This is a genomic window from Larkinella sp. C7 (assembly GCF_006149005.1).
Classification (GTDB): domain Bacteria; phylum Bacteroidota; class Bacteroidia; order Cytophagales; family Spirosomataceae; genus Larkinella.
Map to the genome: position 1 here is coordinate 30,142 of NZ_VBSL01000004.1, position 23,360 is coordinate 53,501.

Sequence of the window (23,360 nt, forward strand, 5' to 3'; positions counted from 1 at the left end):
ATAGCCTATTTGGCCAGCTTGCGTACCTCTTCTTCGTTCATTTGCACCGGATACTGTTGCCTGAGCCGGTCGAGCCACTGCTTTTCCAGAACCGCCTGGTAGTCGTTGATCACCGCCCCCCGCGCTTCGTCGAAGGTTTTCAGCCGGGGCGGGTCGATCTGATCGATCTTGATGAGCGCCACTTTTCCGTCGCGCCGGATGGTGGTCGTTCCCGGTTGCCAGGCCACAGCGTCGAGGAAGGGGTTGGCACCTTTGGCAAAAATCCCCTCCGTCAGTTTAACGGCACCCGGTTGTTTTGCATTCAGAATCTTCTCCACATCTTTTTTAGACGTCGAAAACAACTGGAAGGTCACGCGCCGGGCTTTCTCATTTTTACCCGGTCCGCTGGCCGGGCCGGGCCGGAATTTTCCGTAGTCCTTTTCCATGATCCGGACAATCGGAATGCGGTTGGCCGTCAGAAAATTCACCACCGTCCGAATCCGGCTGGCCGAAACCGTATCCCGCTCCGTGGCATCGGCTGATCCGGAAACCTCCACGAGGTAGTCGGAGTTTTTAATCATCAACACCAATAAATCAAACAGCGTTTCCCGCTGCTTGGTGGTCAGCGCACTTTGATTGACGCCGTAGTTCAGCTCTTCGACCGACCGCCGGAGCTGGTAGGGGCTCTTCGCCAGCATTTCCGACGCCTGTTTGAGTACATCGTCGTTTGGAACTTCCAGAATTGTGGCCGCAGCCCGCTGGTCGTAGCGGTATTTTTCTTTATGAGCGTCGTAATAAGCCCGTTGGCCGACCGAATCGACCAGTGATTTTTCCCAGACGTTGATTTCCATTACCTGCGAAAGGAGTACGCCGTCGCGGATGTCGTTCATCAGCGAGCGGAATTCGGGGTACTTCTTTTCCAGAGCGGCCTCTTCCTGTTCAATCACTTTATCATCGACAAACCGCCGGAACAACCGCTCCATTTGCACCCGGGCCGAAGAACTCGGGTCCTTGCGGGGCTGCTGACGGCGCACCACGGTTTCCAGAAATTCATTCGCGGTATAGGGTTGTTTGTTGACCAGCACAATCGGTTTTTTTTCAATGGCAGCGTCCAGCGTTGCCGGCAGTTTCCATTTGCCCGTCAGCAAACTGCTGTCGGCCATAGCGAGGGTTTTGGCCAGCACGTCGGGCGATTCGGTTACAGAATACGTTTTCCGAAGCCGTTGCACCAGTGCTTGCCGCACCACTTCGGCCCGGGTGTCGGTCACCACTTTCTGCCGCAAGGCTCCCGCCATCGATTCAAACGATTCCAGGGGTTGCCGTTCAATCAACCGCACAATGTGCCAGCCGTAGTTGGTTTGGAACGGTTTGGAATAACTGCCGGGTTGCGACAACCCGTAGGCCGCTTCCTCGAACGGTTGCACCATCTGACCAACACCAAAGACGGGTAAAACACCGCCGTTGTTGCGGGATTCGCGGTCGTCGGAAAATTCTTTCACCAGCATGTCGAACGGTTCGCCTTTTTCCAACCGGTTGTAGGCTTCTTCGATGCGGTTTTTGGCGGCTCGTTGTCCCTCGTCACCGCCACCGGATGTGGTTGCGCTGGGGCTGATCCGGACCAGGATGTGCGCGACGTGAATCTTGCCCCGGTTGGCCCGCTTGTCCAGTACTTTCACCAGGTGATAGCCCGACCGCGACCGCACCGGTGCCGAAACGCTGCCAACGGGGGTGGCATAAACCGCAAGTTCGAGGGGATAAACGACCTGAAAAGCCGTCAGGTAACCCAGGTTGCCGCCATTCATCGCGGCCGTGGGATCTTTGGAGTATTGCCGGGCCGCCGTTGAAAAATCGGTGCCAGCCAGTAGCTGTTTCCGAACATCGAGGGCCTGATTATAGGCGGCCAGCGTGTCGGCCGGGGCCGCATCCTCGGCTACGGCAAACAGGATGTGCGAAACGTTGACTTCTTCCTTTAAATGCTGGTAGGCTTCCGCAGTCAGGTGTTCAATGACTTCTTTGTCATTGAGATACGATTGCGCCAGTTGCTTCCGGTAGGTGGAAATTTCTTCCCGGAAACCTTCCGTGGTGTCGCGCCCTTCCTGCTCGGCGGCCATCACTTTCAGCTTCAGGTTGGTAAATAGATCGATGTATTCGCGCAAATCCGTCCGGCGGGCCGAATCGCCATTGATTTGATTTTTAGTAAACGACTGAAAAAACTCGTCGGTGGTGAATGACTTGTTGCCCAGTTTCAGAATAACCGGTTCGGGTGCTTTGGTAACGACGGGTGCCGAGGATTTGCAACCTGCCAGCAGACAGAGCAACACGATACCGGGCACTTTTTGTGAAATACGGTTTGAAGTCAAAACAGGTATGAATTAGAATCAGTTATCTACTTTTTTAACGACTGGAAGCGGGCTTTATTTTTATTCTTTTGAGTCGAATGTCATAGTCGACCTGGTATTCAAACGAATCGCGCAGGTGTCGTCCCGAAAACCGGGCCGGTACGTGCATCGCCGTCTCCTTCTTTTGGCGGTCGTTGCTGCTGTCTCGCAACTCGACGCTGCTTTGCCCCAGAATGTCGTCTTTATCCAGCCGGTCGGTCAACTGAACGCCCATTCCGGCGGCTGCCAGGGCGGTGGTAACGTATTTCAGGGGTGTCAACAGTTCGGCGCCAATCTCGAAAAAGCCGACCGGCACCTGAATCCAGCCGTTGATGTCGCGAACGCGTTTGATCCATTGCTGGGCCTGGCTGTAGTCATCGACTTCGATCAGCAAAAGGGATGCAACAACCTTGCCGCCTTTCGGCATGGACACTTGCACAGGAGCCTGATTTTCAAAGGATAAAACCGCTCCTTTCTGAACCTTTTCTACACCCCAGGCGCTGGAAGCAACCCCCACCAGGCGGTTTTTACTGTCAAATGCCGTGAGCGACCACGTCATCATCAGTTCGTCTTTCCGGGTCAGCGTCTCTTCCAGATTGACCGCTTTAAGCTGACTCAGTTTCATTTCCGCCGTGAGCGGTTTTTGACGGGAGCAGGCGGTAATAAACAGAATACCAAATAAATACAGAAATTTCATACGAGGTTGATCAGGCAATTTCTTCAATAACCGAAGTGCCTTCCGAGCCGTCGCCGTTGGTCCATCGCCAGCGTTCGTGCAGCCGGATGCGACCGTCGGGCAGCACTTCGGGGGTAGAACGACAGACTCCAGTCCGGAAGTCACCGTCCGTATTCAAATGCTGATACACCATGTCTAGTTCCCCGTCGGTCAGCACTTTCGCGACGAGAAACCCTTTGACTACCGAACCGCCCCGGTATTCAGCCCAGACTACCCCGCCCTCCTGGTGATACCAGAACGTCGTCGCGGCACTCACTTCCCCGTTGTCGGTATTGGCAACCGAGCCAAAGATCTTCTTGTCGTACTGCATCAGTCAATGGTTGGTTCCTGCTGGCTTAGACAATGAAAAGTGCCTAACCCCCAGACGATTTCGGTCGCGTCGATGCCCACTACTTTCCGGGTTGGAAAACAGGAGGTAAGAATATCGAGGGCCGTCTGGTCTTTCTCGCACCGGAAGGTGGGAACAATCACCGAGCCGTTGGAAATGTAAAAATTGGCATAAGAAGCCGGCAAGCGATTACCTTCGCTCATGACCGGGTCGGGCATGGGCAACTCAACGATGTTCAGTTGCTTGCCGTTGAGCAGGCGCATGGCTTTCACCTCCTGGTGAATTTCCTGCAGGAACGGGTAATTCTCATCGTTGGGGTTGTTTTCGGTTGCCACCACCACGGTGTCTTCGTTGACAAACCGGACGGTATCGTCGATGTGTCCGTCCGTATCGTCGCCGACAATGCCTTCTTCCACCCACAGCACTTGCTGGACCCCGTAATAATCGCACAGATACTGTTCGATTTGGGCCTGGGTCAGGTGCGAATTCCGGTTTTGATTCAGCAGACACGCCCGGCTGGTCAGAACCGTGCCTTTGCCATTGAACTCGACCGCGCCCCCTTCCATGACAATGCCCGGATTGACATAGGGCAATTGCCGGTAGTGCGCAATTTCGACCGGAATGAGCCCGTCCCGTTCGTACGGCGGATACTTTCCGCCCCAGGCATTGTATTCCCAGTTGACGATCATTTTTTCCTTCGAAGCGGGATTGATCAGGAAGGCCGGGCCGTGGTCGCGGCACCAGGAATCGTTGGTCGGGTGGGGCAGGAGCGTCACTTTTTCCAGATCGATCCCCGCCATTAACAGCCGCATTTTAGCGGTTTGAATGACGGTTTCGTTGTGGGCGTTGATGCAGACCTGCTCACTTTCGCTGATGGCCCGGATAAACTCCAGGTAAGCCGGAAACATCAATTCCTGCCGCTCGCTCGACCACGACGCTTCGGTATGCGGCCAACTGAGCCAGGTTGCGACGTGGGGATGCCATTCGGCCGGGAAGAAAAAACCGTTCTGAGCCGGAATGAAATGGGGATTTGACGAATGATGTTCGGATTGTATATTCATGCAACTTTTGCTTTCACACCACAAAAATACAAAATTATGTCGGCATGGCGGATACGAATCTTTTTGATGATGGCATTTTGCGGGGCGGTTTTGGGTGCATCGGCCCAGGACCGATTGCTAACGGAGAGGGAATTGGATACACTCAAAACCTGGTTTCCGGTTTACAAGCCTGCTGGTGTACCCGGTATGAAAATACCTGACTCATTCAGGTCTACCGGTTTTGAAACGATTGCACAACTGGTGGATAGTATAGCCCGTCGGGAATCCGTTCAGGCCGTGCGCATTACTTCCGAAGTTTTGCGAATGGGGCATGGTGAACGACTATCCGGACTGAACGACTTGCGGGTTCTGTATCTGGAAGTTGATTCCGCAACGGCTTTTCGGGGTTTGTGGGAAGCTATTAGCCAACTCAAAAGACTACAGCGACTGACAATTGTTCAGGTTTATTCGCCCGCAGCTGTCCGGGTTTCGACCCTGACGCTCCCCGCTTCGTTGCAGCAGCTAACGCAGTTGGAGCGGCTGGAATTACACCTGTGGCGGTCGGATCTGACGCAAACTTTTTCGACGCTGGCTGGAATGCCAAAGCTTCGAAAACTCATTTTTTCGGGAAATGGAGATATGACGCCTTTTCCTGTGGAACTGGCCCGTGTCGGGCAGTTGACATCGGTGACCATTCAAAGTGGGAAAAACCTGGTGCAAATTCCGGAATCGCTGGGTGAATTGAAAAAGCTCAAAGAGTTGAATTTTAATTATCTCCAGTTGGCTCCCGGTGTTGATTGGTCCATTCTTTCCAAATTAACCGAGCTGGAAACGTTACGCATGTCGTACACCAATCTGAATGCCTTGCCTGATCTTCGGAATTTGAAAAAACTGAAGTCTGTTGATGTTCAGGGTAATCCACGGTTAACGATCCCAGAGGGTACTCTGGAAGGGTTATTAACGCTTGAAAATCTAAACCTTTCGAACTGTAAATTAAAGCAACTTCCTACGGCCCTGTACCAGCTCAGTGGTCTCAAAGAGTTGAACCTGACGAATAATGCCCTGGGCGAGTTGTCGGCGGAACTGGCTAATTTAAAGCGACTGGAAGTATTGCAGGTTAGTGGGTGTCAATTGCGAAAACTACCGGCATCGTTGGGGGAGTTAACCAGCCTGAGGGTGCTGAATCTGGCTGGTAATCAGCTCGATACGCTGAGTTTTTCGCTGGGTAAATTAACCGGGATTACCGCTTTGTCCATCTACAACAACCAGTTACGGTTTTTACCCGTATCCATCGGGCGCTTAACGGCCCTGGACCGTCTGGATTTGTCGAACAACAAACTTATCCAGCTTCCAGAAAGCATCGGTGACTTATCGAACCTTACCGAATTGATCTTGATGATCAATCAGTTAACGAGTTTGCCTGCCGGGATTGGAAAATTAAGCAAACTCCAGCAACTGATGGCATCCGAGAATCAATTGCGGCAACTCCCCTCCGAAATGGGAAAACTTCATCGACTAAAGAGACTTGTGCTGTCTTCAAACAAACTGACACAACTTCCGGAAACGATAGCTGAACTGGATTCCCTGGAGGGAATTGTGCTGAATGATAACCGGTTTTCCACTGTGCCTGGTGTGTTGTTCCGGCTTCCTTCTTTACAGGAATTGAATCTACTGAACAATGAACTGACGTCGGTTTCTTCGGAAGTAGGCAAGTTAACCCAATTGACATACCTGGGATTATCTGATAATCGCTTGTCCGGACTTCCCTCAGAATTGGGGAAATTGACAAAACTTCAAATCCTTCTGCTCGCTAATAATCCACTGGAGGTGTTACCGGAGAGTCTTTCGCAGTGTCGGAATCTCATCACGTTTTTAGCCACCAACACAAAATTAAAAGCATTACCTCAGGACATCGTTCGCCTAGATAAATTGCAAACTCTTGATCTCTCCGGCAATGAACTGACCATTCTGCCCGCTGCACTGGGTAATCTTTCGAAACTGCGATCCCTGCGGTTAGGAAAAACCCGACTGCTGGCCCTGCCGGAATCCATCGGCCGATTGACGCAATTAACATCGTTGCAGGTCGGGGAAATGCAGGACATTTCAATCGCCGAAAATACCGGTTTGCGTCAGTTGCCTGACAGCATTGTTTATTGCCAGGAACTTACGGAATTACAACTCATGAACCAGACGAGTCTGGATGGTGAAGATGCCTTTGTGAAGGCTAGTAAACTCCGTAAGCTACGGAATCTGACCCTATTCCATTCCAATGTGGAGCGGCTTCCGGAAATCGACTGGAAACGTTTTCCGGTGCAACAACTCTCTCTGATGCAAAACCGCCTGGCCGAACTGCCGGTTGAAATGCTGAATAGTCCTAATTTACAACGAATCGCCTTGTATGAAAATTTGTTACCGCAACCCCTGAACACCAATTTTAACAGCAAAGACGCCCTCCGGCTAGCGTTTAGTGAGGCTGGTTTGCTGGCACTGGATAAAATAGCCAAACCCAATCGGGGCATTGCCAATTCGTATCTCCAGATGGCTTTCCAGAAGGCCGGTCAGCGCAACTGGACCGAAGCCTTTGCCAATTTTGAGAAGGCCATCGACTATGCTTCAGACACCATGCGGGTGATGCTGTATGCACAACGGGCCGACATGCATGTTTTTCGGCAAGAATACGCCGAAGCCATCGCCGATTACGATCAGAGTATTTCGCTGGCAGACCGGTTGACGAAAAGCGTTTCATCGCAACAGCCGTTTCAGAAGCAGCAATTTGAGCAACCTGCCGTGCTGGCGTTACGTGGTCGGGCCAATGCGAAGGCGAGACTGGGGCAGATCGATGCGGCCAGGGCGGATATTGAACAGGCCCTTCAGAGGCTGGCGGTTATCAAAGGCAAACCGGAGCTGACGGGAAACTTATTGATCGAGCAGGGGCGGTATTTAACGCTGAAAAATAAACTGACGGAAGCGAATCAGAGTTACCGGAAAGCCTTGGAGGAATACGAAAAAATGCCGTATGCCAATACCGGAATCAAGCTGACGGTGGTTGAGTTGCACCTCATCGTGGGTCAGCCGGATCAGGCGCGTACGGCGTTACAGAAAATTGACAAACGAGAGCTTCAGGGCGGGAATGCCATTCTGGAAAAGTACCTGGAAAGCAGCATTCAGGTGTTGAAGGGAGAAAAACCGGTAGCGGCTATTTTGGACGATTTGAAAACGTACGTAATCAGTCGCTCCGAACGAATCATGGGGTGGAGCTTCGAACTCTACGAAAACTGGCTGGCGATGGCCGATTTGCCGGCGGAAAAGCGAACGGTTTTGCAGCAAATGACGCAGCTTGTGAAGGAACGGGTTCCGAAAATGGACTAAAACAACCTGCTCCAGGCGAAACGAACGAGCAGCAGCAGTCCGACGAAGCCAACCAGAATGTACGTAAAGGGAATGTAGGTGATTGCGTAGATGCGGGTTCGGTCGATGATCCATAGAATGCCGATGAGGGCCGCAATGAGCGTCATGAACCCCGACAGTTTGCCAAAACCGGGGATGTAGGCGAAAGGGAGCTTGCGTTTGATGAGCATCAGCGTGGCCACCATCGTCAGCACCGGCAACACCTGCGTGACCAGGTTCATCCGCCAGATGCTTTGCCGTTCGAAGAGGAACAGATAGACGTTTAATGTAAAGGCAAAAATGCCGGGAATACAGGCCAGGTAGACCAGCGTCGCGTACACAAACCGCCACCGCCAAATCTCTTCCGCCTTCTCGCCCGACCACATATTGACGACAAACGCCAGTGCCGGAATGGCCAGCAGAAAAACCGTCAGAAGGGCTGGGTTGGCAGAAACGGAGTCGAAGAAATCCTGTAAAGTCATTTTTAAAATAGGTGTTACACAGGGTTGATCAGAGGAAATCAGGGTTCACAGAGATTTTTCTCCGATAAACTCTGATTTCCTCTGATCAACTCTGTGTAATAACTTGTTACAACGTCAGCAGATAACCAATCGTAAAGTTTGCATCCCAGTCGAAGACGAACTGGTCGCAGTTGGTACCGTCGGCGATGGCTTTGTAGATGTTGACACCGGCTTTGGTTTTGGCTTCACCGGATGTATACGCCGATGGCGCATTCAAAACCGTGTAGCGTTCCTTGCCGTTCCGAACCTGCTTGGCCAGCTCGAAAGGAACCCCACCAATGATGAAACAGGTCTTGCGGTTGGCCGCCGGGATTTTTTCGGAAAGTGCTTTCACCTCGTTGTACACTTTGGTATCATCGTCGCCATTCTGGAAATATTTAGCGCCGTAGCTTTCCAGCGCAGCGGTTTTGCCTCCCTCTTTCCACGAAATCTTGGTGTTTCCGGAGCCAATGTCCACCACAAAACCGTTGCTTTCGAAGTCTTTCGGCAAGACTGACCGCAGGGCCAGACGACCTTCCTGTTCGGCGGTTACGGTATTGACCACGTAGTTGAGGGACTTCAACGCCTTGATGATTTTCTGGGTATTGTCGGCTTTCACCGCTCCCGAGCTGACGACAAAGTGAATGTCACGGCCAGCTACCCCGAAGTTCAGCATCTGGGAAATGTATTTTTTCAACCCTTCGCGAACGTCCTGATCGGTGGCCATATTTTCCAGCACCAGGCTGTTGCCAAATTCCGCTTTTTCGAGTTTCCAGGCTTTCTGCGCGTCAACCGTAATGATGAACGAGTTAAAACCGCTGGCCCCCAATTCCACGACACCTTTCAGCTTGCCGTTTTGCGGGGCTGGCGGGGTGTAGTTGAACGTGGGACGCGAACCGGCTTCGTCGGTTGCTTCCGTATCGGCGGGTTTGGCACTTTCTTCAGACGTTGCTTCTGAAGAGGTCGACGGCATCGATGGCGAGTCGGAGGTCTGTTGTGCGGTTTCTTTTGGGGCTAATTTTTTCAGTAAATCAACTCCACCGATGTATTTAAAACCAAAGTAGATAGCGGCCAGGATCAGGGCCGTGATGAGAAGCCTTCCGGCTACGGTTAAGCGTTGCATGGTTTGATCAATTGTGTGAATTAGTGATTTTGTGAATTGTTTATTGAGTGGATTGTGATTGAGTGATTGAGTGAAAGGAAGGTCATTGATTTTTCACTCAATCGCTCAAGCCCAACTCACTCATTAATCCAGGAGACTCCGGTAACCATTGTCTTTCGGCGGGTTGACCTGCCGGTTGGCGGGCGTGGCCGGGGGAGCTTCGTCCAGCTTGATGATTTTGAATTCACCGTGGTTGTAGGCTTCCAGCAAAGCCTGGCCTTTGTCCGAAAGAATCCCGTTCTGGATGTCGACCGAGTTGATGAAGTCCATCGACATATCCATGGCCCGCTTCATTTCACCGAGTTTTTTGCTCATGTCGTCCTGGATATACTCCATCGACTCGTCAAAGTAAAACTTCTTGTCGGGGTCGCCTTTGAAGATGCTGATGGCCGTCCGGAGGGCGCTGGAGCTTTCCTTCACGATCTGGTATTCCGCTTCTTTCAGTTTGACCTTGATTTCGGTTTCCTTGATGATGTAGTCGGCGCTTTTGTTCACTTTCTCCATGAATTCCAGCACCGTCCGCATGTTGCGCTGAAGCGGCTGCAGTTTCTCGTTCATTTCCTGCAAACCGGCACCTTCGATGGTGGCGAGTTGGGCCGCTTCCCGCATACCGGGCCGGTCGGTCATGGCATTGGCTTTGTTGGCTTCAGCAAACTTTTGCTTGATAACCTCGTTGTTCTCGGTAATTTTCCGGTTCAGTTTCACCAGTTGCCCCGCCAGGGTATCGATCTGCCCCTGCATGCTGCGTCGTTTGTCTTTCAGATCGTTGACATAAATCTTCATGATCGCAATCGGATCGAGCTGAATCACGAGGCCCGTCAATTTCCGCATCAGCGTTTTATACAGGAAGAAAACCGCCGTCCGCACATCCTTGCTCGTAAAAAGGAAGATCAGGAAGCCCAGAACCGCCAGCAAACCCGCCAGATACAGCGTATTTTCGGTGACTTTGATCAGAAATTCAACGATCCGGTTGAAGTATACCAGTCCCATGGCACCGATGGCGGCCAGAAAAAACAGCCCCGCGATGCCTTCCGGGCGGCTCCAGAACGAACGCTTGTCGCCGTCCTCGGTTCGCCCACCCACTTGTGAAAAATCAGGAGTTGATGCCATTGTTAAGTGTAAGGTTTATTGTTAAAATCGTCATTTTATGTACTCTCCCAGTTTGAGCAAATCCCGCTTGATCTGACCGACGAAGACGGCCAGTGTCGCTTCGTAATTGCTTTGGTTCTGGGTGATTTTCTGCCGTTGTTCATTCAACTCTCCACCGATTTTGGCCAGCCGTTCGTTGTTGGCGTCCATTTTTCGCTGAATTTCCAGCATCTGTTTGGCCAGTTGTTCGTTCTCCGATTGCAGTTGTTTCTGCTCGTTGGACAAGCCGCCGACTTTTTCGGTCAGGGCTTCTTCAACGGTTTTCGAAAACGCCTGCTGGTCGTTGTTCAGGGCCGTTAAATACTGGTTGGCCGAACTGACCAGACCGGACACATTCGCCGAACCGCCCATTGCCTTAAAACTGGCCCAGGCCGCCTGATACTGCTGGTCTTCACTCAGATTGAGATTCGACAGGTTTTTCAGCGTTTCCCGAAACTCGAAATAATCGGGACCCGGCTGGTTGGCTTTCGACAGCACAGCCGCGAAATGATCGACAAACTTCGTATCGACAGCACCCTCGGGCATTGCTGTTACAGCAGTAGGTTCACGCACAGTTGCAACCGGAACCGGGTCCGCTGGTGGGGTCGGCACGGAAACCGGGTTGGGTTGACTTTGCGGAGGAAACAGTATGGGCTTTGCCGTCGTTGGTTCGTCTTTGATAAAGAGATTCAGGAGTTTTTTTCCGAAGCCCTCCAGCCCGGAACTCGTTTCTTGTTCTGCCATCTTGTGTTAGGTTAAAACGTATCGTTCTTGCCGATGAAAGACGGAACAATATTAGATGGGCGCAAGATGATAAAATAACCGTTTTAAGCCAAACGGTTTACTGATGGCCTGTAAGGATAAAAACCGGGCCGAACTTTATGTATCGACATAGTTCTCCGGTTTTTATCGTAAGGCAGAAGAAGAATTAAGCTTTCTTTTGTTTTACAGTGACTTTCTTTGGACTGCTGGCGGCTTTCTTCCGGCTTCCGGCACCATTCGCCATCGTTGCCCGACCCAGAAATATTTCGTCGCCTTTCAGGTTGATGGTTGTATAAAACTGGTACCCATCCTGAATGTATCGCACCAGCACCTGTTCGCGCTGGTCGGGTTTTCCGTAGGGTTGGGTTGCCGCCACCAGAATCTGATTCCCGTTGATAATGGCTCTGACAAACGGCAAGTTGTTGGTTTTTAGCTGATTGGCAGTATACTTATACCAGGTTTTTCCGCCGTCGACCGAGCATTCGGTTTGATCGTTCAGGTATTTTTCGCGGCCATTGAAAAGGTCGCTGTGGTGTTTGAACAACCGCCATAGGCCATGGATGTAGTGTTCGTAACAGGCATACACCCGGTCATTGCCCAGGCCCTGCTGATTTACATCCGCCGGGGTTGGCTGGTCGGGTTTCAGTTCCGTCGCGTCATCCCAGAACATGACTCCATAGGCACCCGTAAACCAGTAAAAAACCGCAATTCCTTCGGCCACGGCCGGTGGAGCCGCATTTTTCGCTTTCTCACTGTTGGGGAATTCACTGCTTTGGGTGTTGAAAAGCCACTGCCACGCAATGCGTTTTTTGGGCGAAAGCCGGGCATTGACCTCCTGTTCGTGCAACAAAGCGCCCAGCCAGTGGCGGGCACCGTCGTCGCTGTGCGGGATGGAATAATCGAAATCCGGGTACATGTAATACGTGCCCGGCATCTGAAAATCAATGTAGTCGGCGAAGGTTTTGCCAACAATCTCGTCGGGCATCCCGCGTTGGCGTGAGGTTTCCGTATGTCGGGCGGGCATCGCCCAGAGCCATTCCGGGGAACCCTTGTACTCGCGGGCGCGGGAATACCCGTAGCCGTTGAGCGGAACCGGAGCAATGGAGCCGATTTCGGTGTAGGGACTGATCCACTCCCGAAGCGACTTCATCATAAAAACATAGAGATTGACCTGTTCCTGCCGGTTCAGGACATTGCCAACGCCTTCATTTTCAATGTCGAAAAAGATTTTTCCGTAGGTATTTAATTTATTGTTCGGGTTACAATCGCCAAAATTTTCGCATTCTCCATTGAGTTCCTGCATGGCGGTATAGACACTATTTTTAAATCCCTGGTCACCCCACGGACGTTTGTACCACGTTTCCGGCGCTTTGTCGCCCGACCGGGCCCATTCGATGTTAAAGGGTGCCCCGGCCATGTAGCCCTGCCCGATGGTCAACGCCCGCTGGGACGGTTTCAGGCGGCTGGTCCAGCCTGCCGGTTTGGGATTCCATTCACTGCGGTATTCGTCCGGCGCCATACGGGTTTTGTCGACAGACGAAAAGCCCCGGCGGAACAGTTTCGACCAATCCTGATCGACATGCAGGTTGCGCCCGGCACCACTGAACGTCACGGATTTGGTGGCGGGGAGCGTGAAATCCCCGACAACATCCGGATTCCAGTAGCCTTTGCGGGTGGTGGGGGTAAAGGATTGCCGGGGTGTTGGGGTCAAGGCCGTTTGGGCGGGTAAGGCACCCTGATGAGGCACGATAACCGGCTCGGGGCCACTGATTGAACGATTGTACCATAAACCGAACCCGGCCAGGGCAACTACTAAAGAAATCAGAAAAAGCTTCATACGGTTGGTCATTCGTCCAAATAGCGTTTCGTGATGGGTTGGTACGAATCGATTCGCCGGTCACGAAAGTAAGGCCAGGTCGTACGGTATTTGTCGGTTAGACTCAAATCAATTTCCTGAACATGAGTGACTTCTCCTTCGTGTGGAGCCAGATACAGCAGGGTGCCGTGGGGATTGGCCACAAACGATCCGCCCCAGAATTTTTGTCCCCCTTCTTGCCCGACCCGGTTTACCGAAACCACATGAACACCGTTGGCAATGGCGTGGCTGCGCTGGATGGTTTGCCAGGCGCTGTACTGTTCTGCATCCACTTTGGGATCGGTTTCTTCCGTATCCCAACCAATGGCGGTGGGGTAAAACAGGATTTCGGCTCCCATCAGAGACGTAATGCGGGCCGGTTCCGGATACCACTGATCCCAGCAAATCAGAACACCGATTTTGGCATACTTTGTTTCGAAGACCTTGTAGCCCAGATCGCCGGGGGTAAAGTAAAACTTTTCGTAATAACCGGGGTCGTCGGGAATGTGCATTTTGCGGTATTTACCCAGATACGAGCCATCGGCATCCAGCACGGCGGTCGTGTTGTGGTACAAACCAGCGGCCCTTTTTTCAAATAACGACGCAATGACAACGGTATTGGTTTCGCGCGCAATGTCGCCCAGTCGTTCGGTGGTAGGGCCGGGGATGGCTTCGGCCAGACTGAAATTGTGGTGATCCTCGACGTCGCAGAAATACAGCGAGCGAAACAATTCCTGCAAACACACGATTTGGGCACCTTTGGCGGCTGCTTCCCGAATGCCGGCGATGGCTTTTTCGAGATTAGCGTCCAGGTCGGCCGAGCAGGACATCTGCACCAGGCCAATGTTAACTTTTTTTGACATGTGATCTTTCAATGGGATTAACGTTCCGGGCCGGTTCTTCGCGTGGAAGGCCCGGGGCCACGTTTCAGTTCTTTCAGGTCAAAATCGAACCGCAGTTCGTTCATGCAGTTGAAATGACCCTTCGGACACTGGTCGTAACCTATTTTAGAACAAGGACGACAGGGCAACAGTTTGTTTTCGAGCGAAACAAAATTGGTTTTGTAGGGGTACATGCCCAGTTGTGGCGTGGTGTTGCCCCAGATCGCGTAGATTTTTTTCCGGAAGGCAGCCGCGATGTGCATCAGCCCCGTATCGTGGCTAAAAACCAGTGCCGACTGCTGGAGAATCGAAGCCGACTGGTTCAGGTTGTATTTTCCGCAGGCGTTGTAAATTAGTTTGTCACCCAAAGCCTGAAGCACTTCTTCGCCCGCAGCAGCGTCTTCTTTGCCTCCCAGCAAAACCATCGGATAATTGATTTTTCGGCACAATTCAATCATGCGCGCTACAGGGAGTTTTTTGGTATGGTGCTGACCGCCAATGGCGTAGGCGACAAACCCCCGGCGGTGGGTGATGGGTAACCATTCCGGTTCGACAATGTCTTTGTAAGGAATGAAGTAGTCCAGCCCTTTTCCGTCGTTGACCACCCCAAATGATTCCGTCGTTTTCAAGTATCGGTCGACGATGTGGAGGGGTGGCATGGTGTTCACTTTGAACTGGACATAGAGCCATTTCTCCCAGTTCAGTTTGTCGAAACTGCGCGACGGAACGGCCAGCCGCAGCTTGATGATGCGGGTACGGAGGTTGTTGTGCAGATCGATGATGTAATCATACCGCTCGGTTCGGAGCTGGCGAATGAGGTCGTTCAGGCTTCCATCCAGGTAAATTCCTTTGTCGACATAGGGATTGGAATCGATGAGGGACTGAAAGGATCGCTTGGTGCAATAATGGATTTCGGCACCCGGAACCTGTTGTTTCAGGCAACGTATAACCGGCGTCGTCAGCACGATGTCGCCGATGGACGAAAACCGGATAATCAGAAACTTGGCAGGGGTGGTACGCATTGCCGCCAAATTTACGATATGGCCGGGAGATTTTTGAAGGAAAGGTATAAAACCTGTGCGAATGGCGACCATACTTGATTGTGATACCCCACCCCGTCAGCGGTCGCAGACCCTGACAGCGGTGGGGTATCACAATCAAGTATGGTCCGGATTTCCACCCTGTCAGGGTCTGTGACCGCTGACGGGGTGGGTGAATATGTCGCCAAAGTCCTCGTTGTTCATGTCCTGGTGGAAACGAATATATTCTTTTCTCCCGCCAAACCACGTCAAAACGGCTTCCCGCATCAATAAAGTAGGCTTAGCCGATAGGTGACTCTGGTATGAGGAATGCAAATACGTTGTTAAATCTCCGGTTAAGATGTGTTTAACGGGGTTATTGTGAATGTAGAAAATAAGCCGGGTGAAGTAGGAGTCATCCGCAACCACTTTCCGGTGAAAAGGGCGTTCGAACAAACTGCCGGTTCGTTGGGTATTGGCATTGAAATGTTGCGCATAACTGTTGAAGAGGTTGGAGAATTGTCGGCTGACATTGGGGACTTTCAACCAGCCCCGTTCGCTCAAAAGCGTCTCCCGGTCAAATTCATGCGCTTCTTTTACCCGAACCATCAGATGAAAGTGGTTTTTCATGAGGCAATACGCAAACGTGTCAACAACCGGAGTTAGGTAGTTGGCATATTGTTTTAAGAAGAAACGATAATGGTGGGCGGTGGAAAAAAGGGCTGTTCCATTGATTCCACGGTTGTAAATGTGGTAATACCGCCCTGGTTCGAGGGGTTCAATTTCTTCCATCGGTTTTACGTTTTAGGTTTTGACGAAAACCGGTAATAAAAGTCATCCAATTAGCACCTGTCAGCGGTCGAAGACCCTGACAGGTGCTAATTGGATGACTTTGGAAGGTGTTATTTGGTGCCCTAGCAGCGGTTTATTTGGACGTTTCTGGGATCAGTAGCTTCCCACCGCTGTCAGGGTCTGCGACCGCTGACGGGGTGGGAAGCTACTGATCCCAGAAACGCGGTTTATTGGGTGTTCGGTAGATGCTGTTTTCGCAGGCAAGGCAGGGCGCCAAGTTATCGAGCAGGACATTCTTGCCGTTTGGAATGCCGACGGCATCTTTCGAACGATCAACTTTTAAAGCCATTACGCTAACCCCGGCAGCCCCAAAATACCCGTAAACGACCTCACCCGGATGGCTGATGCATGTAATATTCCCGCCAACGGCTGCCGGAGCCGCATCAAATAAACCGCCGGTGTTGTTGACCAGTTTTTTGACACTGTTGAAAAACTGATAGGCCCCTGGACTGATCGACTGCTGCTCCACTTCCACGTAATACATACCGCGCGACGTAAATGGTACACTCATAATGTATTGACGGCTAATGGCTTTGCCATTGATGGCGGCATCGGAGCTGATGTTGATGCAGTTGCTGTAGCACTGGTTAATGTCCCAGCAATCCGTGCAGCAAGGTAACCCCATGTAGTATCCCTCCGAATTGATATTGGGGCTCAACTGACAGGCTGCCGTAAACTCGTAATTCTTCCACACCCAGCGGTAGTAATCGCCGGGTGTTTCCGGGTCTTTGGTGTCCAGATAGACCGCCCAGGTGTTCCGTTTGTCGTTTTCGAAAGATGCCGTATTATACTGATATTCATACGTCAGTTGGGCGATCGGCGGGGCGGTTTTTAATACTTCCAGGGCTGATTCATACTGTTTTCCGTCGGACGTACGGATGGCAATTTTGTACGAACGGCCCACCCTGCCCCGGATGCCGGATGCCGAAGTTTGGTAATAGCCCGGACTGACTTCCCGAAGCACCTCCTGATTCCCGGCATTGTCGGATAGGGTTACTGTGGCACCACTGACCAGCAGATTCAAACCCGAATACGTGTAGTCGGCGGTTTGTGTGAGGTTGACGGCATAAGGCCCCGGCTGGTCGGTGATCAATCCTTCCACCACCAGGGCTCGTCCGATGGATTGTGTATCCGGCTGATAGGGACTGATGCACGAGCTGACCAGACCCAAAATCAAGAGGATGACCGGGGTAGAGCGGAACCGCAGCAACGAGAAACCGGTAGTAATTAGTCTTTTCATAACGCATTAAAACTTGAAATTGTAGGTCAGCGACGGGAAAGCTGATCCAAATACCGACAATTTGTAGCCATCGGACAGCGACGCCGAATTGACCTTGAAGAACACCGAATAGGCATTCTTGCGGGCGTAGACGTTGTAGATCGAAAAGACCCAACTCCGTTCCCACCGCCGTATTTTGGCCGGATTCTGGTTAAACTCGACTGCAAAATCCAGCCGGTGGTAATCGGGAATCCGCTGCTGGTTCCGGTTTATATAAATCGGAACAATAATGCCGTTGACGCGGGCCCGGGCGTAGGGTTGGGTTACGGGGCGACCGGTGCTGTACGTGAAATTGAACGACACATTCACCCGGCTGTTGGGGCGAAAGGTTGTCATGGCATTCAGCGTGTGCGGTTTGTCGAAATTGGTCGGGTATTCGATGCCATTATTCACCCGTTCTTCCGGGAAAGGCCCGTTGATGGTGTACAAAGTCCGGGAGTAGGTGTAACTGACCCAGCCGATCCAGTGACCTTTGTTTTTGCGGAGCTGGGTTTCCAGTCCGTAGGCCCGGCCGGTTCCCTGCAACAACTCGGTTTCGGGGGTCGGATTGAGCACTAATTCCGCCCCATCCTTGAAATCGATGGCGTTTTGCAACGTTTTGTAATACACTTCCGCCGACGCTTCAAATGCATTTCCGGCGGTGTTTCTGAAATAACCCACCGACCATTGATCGGCGATTTGGGGCTTCACAAACGAATCGCTCAGCTTCCAGCGCGAGACGGGCAGCGCGGCTGTTGTATTGGTAATCAGGTGAATGTATTGCCGCAGGCGGTTGTAGCCCGCTTTAATGGACTGACCTTCGGCCACGGTCCAGCGCAATGCCAGACGAGGTTCGATTCCGCCTGCCTGGTGGTAAACCTGTCCTTTGGCGTGGGCGGTGGAAGAGGATGTCGTTTCGGGTTCGCGGGGAACGCCTTCCTGGTAGACGGGAACGCTGGCCGGTCCCCTGTTCAGCAGTTGGGAATAGCGAATCCCGCCCAGAATGGAAAAGGCTTCATTCAATTTCCATTCATCCTGGGCATAAACCGCCAGTTCATACGCCCGTTCGATGGGCATCGCCTTCGGCAGCACGTTCGATTGAAAACCGGGGACGAGCTTGTTGGGCTGGAGGTAATAATCGATCAGGCTGATGCCACCCTGCAACTGGTGATTGGGTGTGGCGGCAAAACTCAGGTCGGCTTTCAGTTGGCGGTGCAAAATTTCCGAGGTGAGCCGGAACGCATTGGCCGGGTCGGGCGCGGAGGTTTCGGGGCGGTACTGGCTGTATATGGCGGTGGTAGTCAGGTTGAAACGGTCGTTGATGAAGTAGTTCCATTTCAGCGTACCATTGACGGTTCGGTATTCAAAAACCGTGGAAGAGGCATTGACTTCTACAGTCGACAGCGAATCGGATGCCAGTTTAAACTCGTCATGACTCGTGTACCCCGTGAACGTAACGGTATGTTTTTCATTGGGTTGGAATTTTAATTTGGTCGTTACATCGTAGAAATTCGCTTTCGTTTCCCGGATGCTGCGGGGCATGAGTTTAAACAGAAAATCATTGAACGACGCCCGTCCGGCCAGCAGAAAGGATAGTTTTTTGTTGAATAACGGCCCCTCAAGGCCCAATCGACTGGCAACAATCCCGATCCCGCCATTCACCGTGAGTTTGTCGATCTCCGGTTCTTTCACCCGAATGTCGAGCACGGATGCCGCCCGCCCGCCCATACTCGGCGCAATACCGCCCCGGTTGAGCGTAACGTCGCGGACAATATCCGGATTAAAAACCGAGAAAAAGCCCATCAAATGGCTCGAATTGAAAATCGGCGCGTCGTCCATCAGCACCAGATTCTGGTCGGTGCTGCCCCCCCGAACGTTGATGCCGGGAGCGCCTTCGCCCACGGTGGTGACGCCCGGCAGCAGCAGCAGACTCCGCACCACGTCGGCTTCCCCCATAAAAGCCGGAATGCGCTTGATGGTTTTGATGGACATCTGCGTAACGCCCAGTTCCACCTTCTTCACATTCCGGTCGGGCGCTTCGGTCGTGACGGTCACTTCCTCCAGATCCTTGGAATCGTCTTCCAGCAAAATTTCCGTCAAAACGGTCTTGTTCAGGACGATGGTGTGCGTTTGCGGCCGAAAACCGATGTGGGTAAATTTGACGTTATAGGTGCCGTCGGGGAGGGGAATGACAAAAAAACCGTCGCGACTCGTGTTAACGCCCCGGCGGTTTTCGATAACAAAAACCGTAACACCCTGAATGGGCTTTTTGGTGATTGCGTCGCGAACGTAGCCCGTGAGGGAATGATTGGATTTGTCAGTTTTGGGCTGGGCTGCCGCAACCGATAGGATAAGCCAACTGCACACAATGGTGAAGTAGAAAAATCGCATGTAGGTCAGGTTGTAAAATTGGTTTCGTGTTGTAAAGATCAAATAATGAATAGTAAATAACGAATAAACTTAGGATTAAAATTACATTCGTTATTTGATCGATACCGAAACCGGCTACTGACGCCTTCTTTTCTGCAAATGCGCTTCTATTTCATTTAAACTGAGGGCATTAAACGTCATGCTTTTGGTCAAACCGCCTTTGCGGGCAACCGCCACGCCATAGTGCATGTCGTGAAAACCGGGCATTTCGTGCGCATCGGGATTAATACTTAGCATAACGCCCTGATTGACAGCATACTGAATCCAGCGCCAGTCGAGATCGAGCCGCCAGGGGCTGGCGTTGATTTCGATCACGACACCGTGTTGGGCGCAGGCATCGATGACGGCTTTGTAATCAATGGGGTAGCCCGCCCGGGCCAGCAACAGACGACCCGTCGGGTGTCCTAAAATGGTCGTGTAAGGATTCTGAATGGCGTTGATCAGCCGGGCCGTTGCTTTTTCGCTGGTCATCGACAGATTGGAATGGACCGATGCCACGACGTAATCGAAGGTGGCCAGCAGGTCGTCGCTGTAATCCAGCGAACCGTCACCCAGAATATCGGATTCGATCCCTTTCAGAATCTTGAATTTTCCGCCAAACTGAGCATTGAGCCGGTCGATTTCTTCGTGCTGTTGCTGCACACGGTATGGTTCCAGCCCTTTGGCATATGTGGCCGATTGGGAGTGGTCGGCGATGCCGAAATACGAAAATCCCAGATCTCGGCAGTAGGTCGCCATCTGTTCGAGCGAGTGCTTGCCGTCGGAATAGGTGCTGTGGTTGTGCAGAATACCGCGCAGCGCGTCCCAGGTCACGAGGTCGCCGGGGGAGTGGGTTTGGGCCCAGTCGAACTCAAAACCGCCTTCGCGCATTTCCGGCACGATGAAGGGCAGTCCGGCCCGTTCATATACCGCTTCTTCGGCTTCGGCCGGGAACGCCCGGCTGGTTTGTAACAACGTCCGGCCCGATGCGCCGATGGTAGTCAGGTGTTTTTCGGCCGCCGAATGGGTGAATAACTGGCTTTCAAACCGATCGGACGGCGTGGTGATGATCTCGACCTGAACGTCGTAGCCGCTGGCTTGTCCCCGCCAGATGAAAGGCGAGGAGTCGATTTCATTCTGTTCGAGGTAGGAGAGGCCGTTCAGAAATTCAAAGGCGGCAACCGGATCGGAGGTGCTGACAATGTACTGCACGGTGTCGACCTCCTCGCTTTTTCGCCGGATTTGTCCGGCCACTTCCACGCGACTGAACTCCCTTTCAAACACGTCCAGCAGCATGTTCGACAAGGCTTCGGCTTTGTCCATGCGGAGTTTGCCGGACTGGTTTTCCAGAAAGGCCAGCGATTCGAGAATGGCCTGCTGTGTTTTTTCGCCGAATCCTTTGATTTTGGCGATTTCACCGCTCTCGCAGGCCAGCCGCAAATCCCGGATGGTATCGATTCCGAAGTCGCGCCAGATAACCCGGATTTTTTTGGCTCCAATGCCCTTGATCCGAAACATTTCCAGCACACCTTCGGGGGTTTGGGCCAACAAATCGTCGAGGTCCTGAAGCCGCCCGGTTTCGATAATCTGCAACACTTTTCCGGCTACGGATTTACCAACGCCCGGCAACTTGAGCAGTTCCGGAAACGACATTTTGGTGAGGTCTTCACTGATTTTGTCGAGGTTGAAAGCGGCTGCCTGAAACGAGCGGGTTTTGAACGCATCCACATCGTGAAGCTCCATGAGCTTGGCCGTCAGTTCCAGAATATCGATAATTTCGGTGTTGGTCATGGTGTCGGGTAAAGGGCGGTTTTGGTTACCAAGATTTCAAATACGGTTTCTTATTGTCCCGCTGCAAAAGAAAGTTGGCCTAACGCATGGATTATGGATTGAATCTCATTAACTTAATTCTCCCAACACTCGTAGACCCCTTCATGGACACACGCGACCCTCATCTTTGGAAGCAGGCTAAAGCCCGTGCCGGCTTTAAAATGCATCTGCGGACTTATCTGTTTGTCAACGTTGTTCTTTGGCTGATCTGGCTGGTTATCTTTTTGGTTTTTCAGGAGAAATGGGGCACTTACCCGTGGCCCCTCTGGACAACACTGGGCTGGGGAATCGGCTTAATCTCTCATTATTTCAGCGTTTACCACGGTTTTAACGAAAAAAGCCTGGCCGAACGCGAATATGAAAAACTCAAACGGACCCACGGTCTGTAGTCCGTTAAACCGCTACGGGCGCTTTGATGGCCGGATACGGATCGTAGTTTTCCAGCTTGAAGTCTTCGTATTTGAAATCGAAGATCGACTTCACCGCCGGATTCAGTTTCATCACCGGTAAATCGCGTGGTTCGCGGGAAAGCTGCACTTTTACCTGGTCCAGGTGGTTGAGATACAGGTGGGTATCACCGCCCGTCCAGATAAACTCGTGTGCTTCATAGCCGCATTCCTGCGCAATCATCATCGTGAGCAGCGCATAGGAAGCAATGTTAAACGGAACACCCAGAAAGACGTCGGCACTGCGTTGATACAATTGACAGGATAGTTGATTTTCAGCCACATAGAACTGAAATAACGCATGGCAGGGCGGCAAGGCCATGTTGGGAACATCGGCCGGATTCCAGGCTGAGACGATCATCCGGCGTGAGTCGGGGCGGTATTTCAGTTGCTTCAGAACGTCCTGCAACTGATCGATGAGCTGGCCGTTCGGTGCTTCCCAACTCCGCCATTGTTTGCCGTACACCGGGCCCAGTTCGCCATTTTCATCGGCCCATTCGTCCCAGATCTTCACCCCGTGTTCGGTCAGGTATCCGATGTTCGTATCGCCCTTGATGAACCACAGTAATTCGTGAATAACGGATTTAAGATGTATTTTTTTCGTCGTAACGAGCGGAAAACCTTCCTGTAAATCAAACCGCATCTGGTGTCCAAAAACGCTGATTGTGCCCGTTCCGGTTCGGTCGGTTTTACGGGTGCCGTTGGCCAGAATGTGTTGGAGCAGGTCGTGATACTGTTTCATACTGCCAAAATAAAAAAAGGCTTTCGGGTTAAAAAGCCTTTCGGGAGATAAAAGATTTATGACAAGAGAAGATGGACAAGAGAAAAAAGAATATGGAAAGCTAGTGGTCAGAAAACGAACAGCTTGTCTAACTTCTCTTGTCTATCCTCTCTTGTCTATTTTTATTTTTCAATGGTCAGCGAATATGTGATGCTGGCCGTTGGACGAAGCTGGGCCGTAGCCGAACAGTATTTGTCCATGGACAGGTCGATGGCCCGGCGTGCCTTGTCTTCGTCCAGATCGCCTTTCAGGATGTAGTGCAAATGAATGGACTGAAAAGGAGCGGGTGTAACATCGGCGGGTCGTTGTCCTTCGACGGTAATGCGAAAGTCCTCGATCACCTGGCGTTGTTTTTTCAGAATCAGAATGACATCAATGGCACTGCAGCCGGCCAGCCCCATCAGCAGCAATTCCATCGGCCGTGCACCGGCATTGTGACCGCCGATGTCGACGGCACCATCGATGTGAATGGGAACATCAGAAACCCCCGTGCCTTCAAAATGGAAAGCGTCGTCGACGCGATTTATCTCCACTTTCATGGTTTTTACTTTCGGAGAAACGGTATTGGATTGCTCACTTAGCATGGTTTTTTCGTTAGTGGTATACGGACCCGTTACAAAATTGCTTGT

Annotated in this window: 19 protein-coding genes; 2 read left to right on the plus strand and 17 right to left on the minus strand. The window is 51.9% G+C overall.

Going from position 1 to position 23,360, the window contains the following annotated elements; all coding sequences use genetic code 11:
* Window positions 1-5: 5 nt before the first annotated feature.
* From FH871_RS11090 to FH871_RS11105, 4 genes are read right to left on the minus strand one after another with little or no spacing between them, the layout of a single operon-like run.
* Window positions 6-2,339: a peptidylprolyl isomerase gene (locus FH871_RS11090; protein ID WP_229317211.1), complete on the minus strand. Its 2,334-nt coding sequence runs from the start codon at window positions 2,337-2,339 to the stop codon at window positions 6-8.
* A gap of 34 nt (window positions 2,340-2,373) precedes the next feature.
* Window positions 2,374-3,054, minus strand: a complete 681-nt coding sequence (locus FH871_RS11095) for a hypothetical protein (protein WP_138991515.1) — start codon at window positions 3,052-3,054, stop codon at window positions 2,374-2,376.
* A 10-nt stretch (window positions 3,055-3,064) separates the two neighbouring features.
* A complete protein-coding gene (locus tag FH871_RS11100; protein WP_138991516.1) occupies window positions 3,065-3,403 on the minus strand; it encodes a n-acetylglutamate synthase in 339 nt (112 codons plus the stop codon).
* Window positions 3,403-4,482 carry an agmatine/peptidylarginine deiminase gene (locus tag FH871_RS11105; RefSeq protein ID WP_138991517.1) on the minus strand — a complete coding sequence of 360 codons (1,080 nt, stop codon included), beginning with the start codon at window positions 4,480-4,482 and terminating at the stop codon, window positions 3,403-3,405. The genes FH871_RS11100 and FH871_RS11105 overlap by 1 nt, the downstream gene beginning before the upstream one ends.
* Before the next feature lie 186 nt (window positions 4,483-4,668).
* Between FH871_RS11105 and FH871_RS11110 the strand changes: the two genes are divergently transcribed.
* Window positions 4,669-7,830, plus strand: a complete 3,162-nt coding sequence (locus tag FH871_RS11110) for a leucine-rich repeat domain-containing protein (RefSeq protein WP_171062823.1) — start codon at window positions 4,669-4,671, stop codon at window positions 7,828-7,830.
* Here the strand turns inward: FH871_RS11110 and FH871_RS11115 are convergent.
* The 11 genes from FH871_RS11115 to FH871_RS11165 all read right to left on the minus strand — a co-directional run bounded on the left by FH871_RS11115 (window position 7,827) and on the right by FH871_RS11165 (window position 21,465).
* Window positions 7,827-8,330 carry a hypothetical protein gene (locus tag FH871_RS11115; protein ID WP_138991519.1) on the minus strand — a complete coding sequence of 168 codons (504 nt, stop codon included), beginning with the start codon at window positions 8,328-8,330 and terminating at the stop codon, window positions 7,827-7,829. The genes FH871_RS11110 and FH871_RS11115 overlap by 4 nt on opposite strands.
* Before the next feature lie 106 nt (window positions 8,331-8,436).
* A complete protein-coding gene (locus tag FH871_RS11120; protein WP_138991520.1) occupies window positions 8,437-9,471 on the minus strand; it encodes a hypothetical protein in 1,035 nt (344 codons plus the stop codon).
* 123 nt (window positions 9,472-9,594) lie between these two features.
* Window positions 9,595-10,620 (minus strand): hypothetical protein, encoded by a 1,026-nt coding sequence (locus tag FH871_RS11125; protein ID WP_138991521.1) that lies wholly within the window; start codon window positions 10,618-10,620, stop codon window positions 9,595-9,597.
* 30 nt (window positions 10,621-10,650) lie between these two features.
* Complete coding sequence (locus FH871_RS11130; protein ID WP_138991522.1) at window positions 10,651-11,382, minus strand: hypothetical protein; 732 nt, start codon at window positions 11,380-11,382, stop codon at window positions 10,651-10,653.
* 184 nt (window positions 11,383-11,566) lie between these two features.
* The gene (locus FH871_RS11135; RefSeq protein WP_229317213.1) at window positions 11,567-13,237 is read right to left on the minus strand and encodes a hypothetical protein; all 1,671 of its coding nucleotides are present in this window, start codon (window positions 13,235-13,237) and stop codon (window positions 11,567-11,569) included.
* A gap of 8 nt (window positions 13,238-13,245) precedes the next feature.
* Window positions 13,246-14,118: a carbon-nitrogen hydrolase gene (locus FH871_RS11140; protein WP_138991523.1), complete on the minus strand. Its 873-nt coding sequence runs from the start codon at window positions 14,116-14,118 to the stop codon at window positions 13,246-13,248.
* A 17-nt stretch (window positions 14,119-14,135) separates the two neighbouring features.
* On the minus strand, window positions 14,136-15,158 hold the full coding sequence (locus tag FH871_RS11145; RefSeq protein WP_138991524.1) for a glycosyltransferase family 9 protein: 1,023 nt from the start codon (window positions 15,156-15,158) through the stop codon (window positions 14,136-14,138).
* Between the two features lie 162 nt (window positions 15,159-15,320).
* Window positions 15,321-15,947, minus strand: a complete 627-nt coding sequence (locus tag FH871_RS11150; RefSeq protein ID WP_212768217.1) for a hypothetical protein — start codon at window positions 15,945-15,947, stop codon at window positions 15,321-15,323.
* Window positions 15,948-16,152: 205 nt separating this feature from the next.
* Window positions 16,153-17,247 carry a DUF4249 domain-containing protein gene (locus tag FH871_RS11155; protein ID WP_138991525.1) on the minus strand — a complete coding sequence of 365 codons (1,095 nt, stop codon included), beginning with the start codon at window positions 17,245-17,247 and terminating at the stop codon, window positions 16,153-16,155.
* A gap of 6 nt (window positions 17,248-17,253) precedes the next feature.
* Entirely contained in the window at window positions 17,254-19,656 is a 2,403-nt protein-coding gene (locus tag FH871_RS11160) for a TonB-dependent receptor (protein WP_138991526.1), read from the minus strand.
* Window positions 19,657-19,770: 114 nt separating this feature from the next.
* Window positions 19,771-21,465 carry a helix-hairpin-helix domain-containing protein gene (locus FH871_RS11165; protein WP_138991527.1) on the minus strand — a complete coding sequence of 565 codons (1,695 nt, stop codon included), beginning with the start codon at window positions 21,463-21,465 and terminating at the stop codon, window positions 19,771-19,773.
* A gap of 143 nt (window positions 21,466-21,608) precedes the next feature.
* On the opposite strand from FH871_RS11165, the gene FH871_RS11170 reads away from it, so the two are divergent.
* Window positions 21,609-21,893: a 2TM domain-containing protein gene (locus tag FH871_RS11170; protein WP_114409509.1), complete on the plus strand. Its 285-nt coding sequence runs from the start codon at window positions 21,609-21,611 to the stop codon at window positions 21,891-21,893.
* Window positions 21,894-21,897: 4 nt separating this feature from the next.
* Here FH871_RS11170 and FH871_RS11175 read toward each other — a convergent pair whose 3' ends face one another.
* Together FH871_RS11175 and FH871_RS11180 are read right to left on the minus strand one after the other, a co-directional pair.
* A complete protein-coding gene (locus FH871_RS11175) occupies window positions 21,898-22,692 on the minus strand; it encodes a thymidylate synthase (protein WP_138991528.1) in 795 nt (264 codons plus the stop codon).
* A 161-nt stretch (window positions 22,693-22,853) separates the two neighbouring features.
* Window positions 22,854-23,315 (minus strand): OsmC family protein, encoded by a 462-nt coding sequence (locus FH871_RS11180; RefSeq protein ID WP_229317215.1) that lies wholly within the window; start codon window positions 23,313-23,315, stop codon window positions 22,854-22,856.
* Window positions 23,316-23,360: the final 45 nt, after the last annotated feature.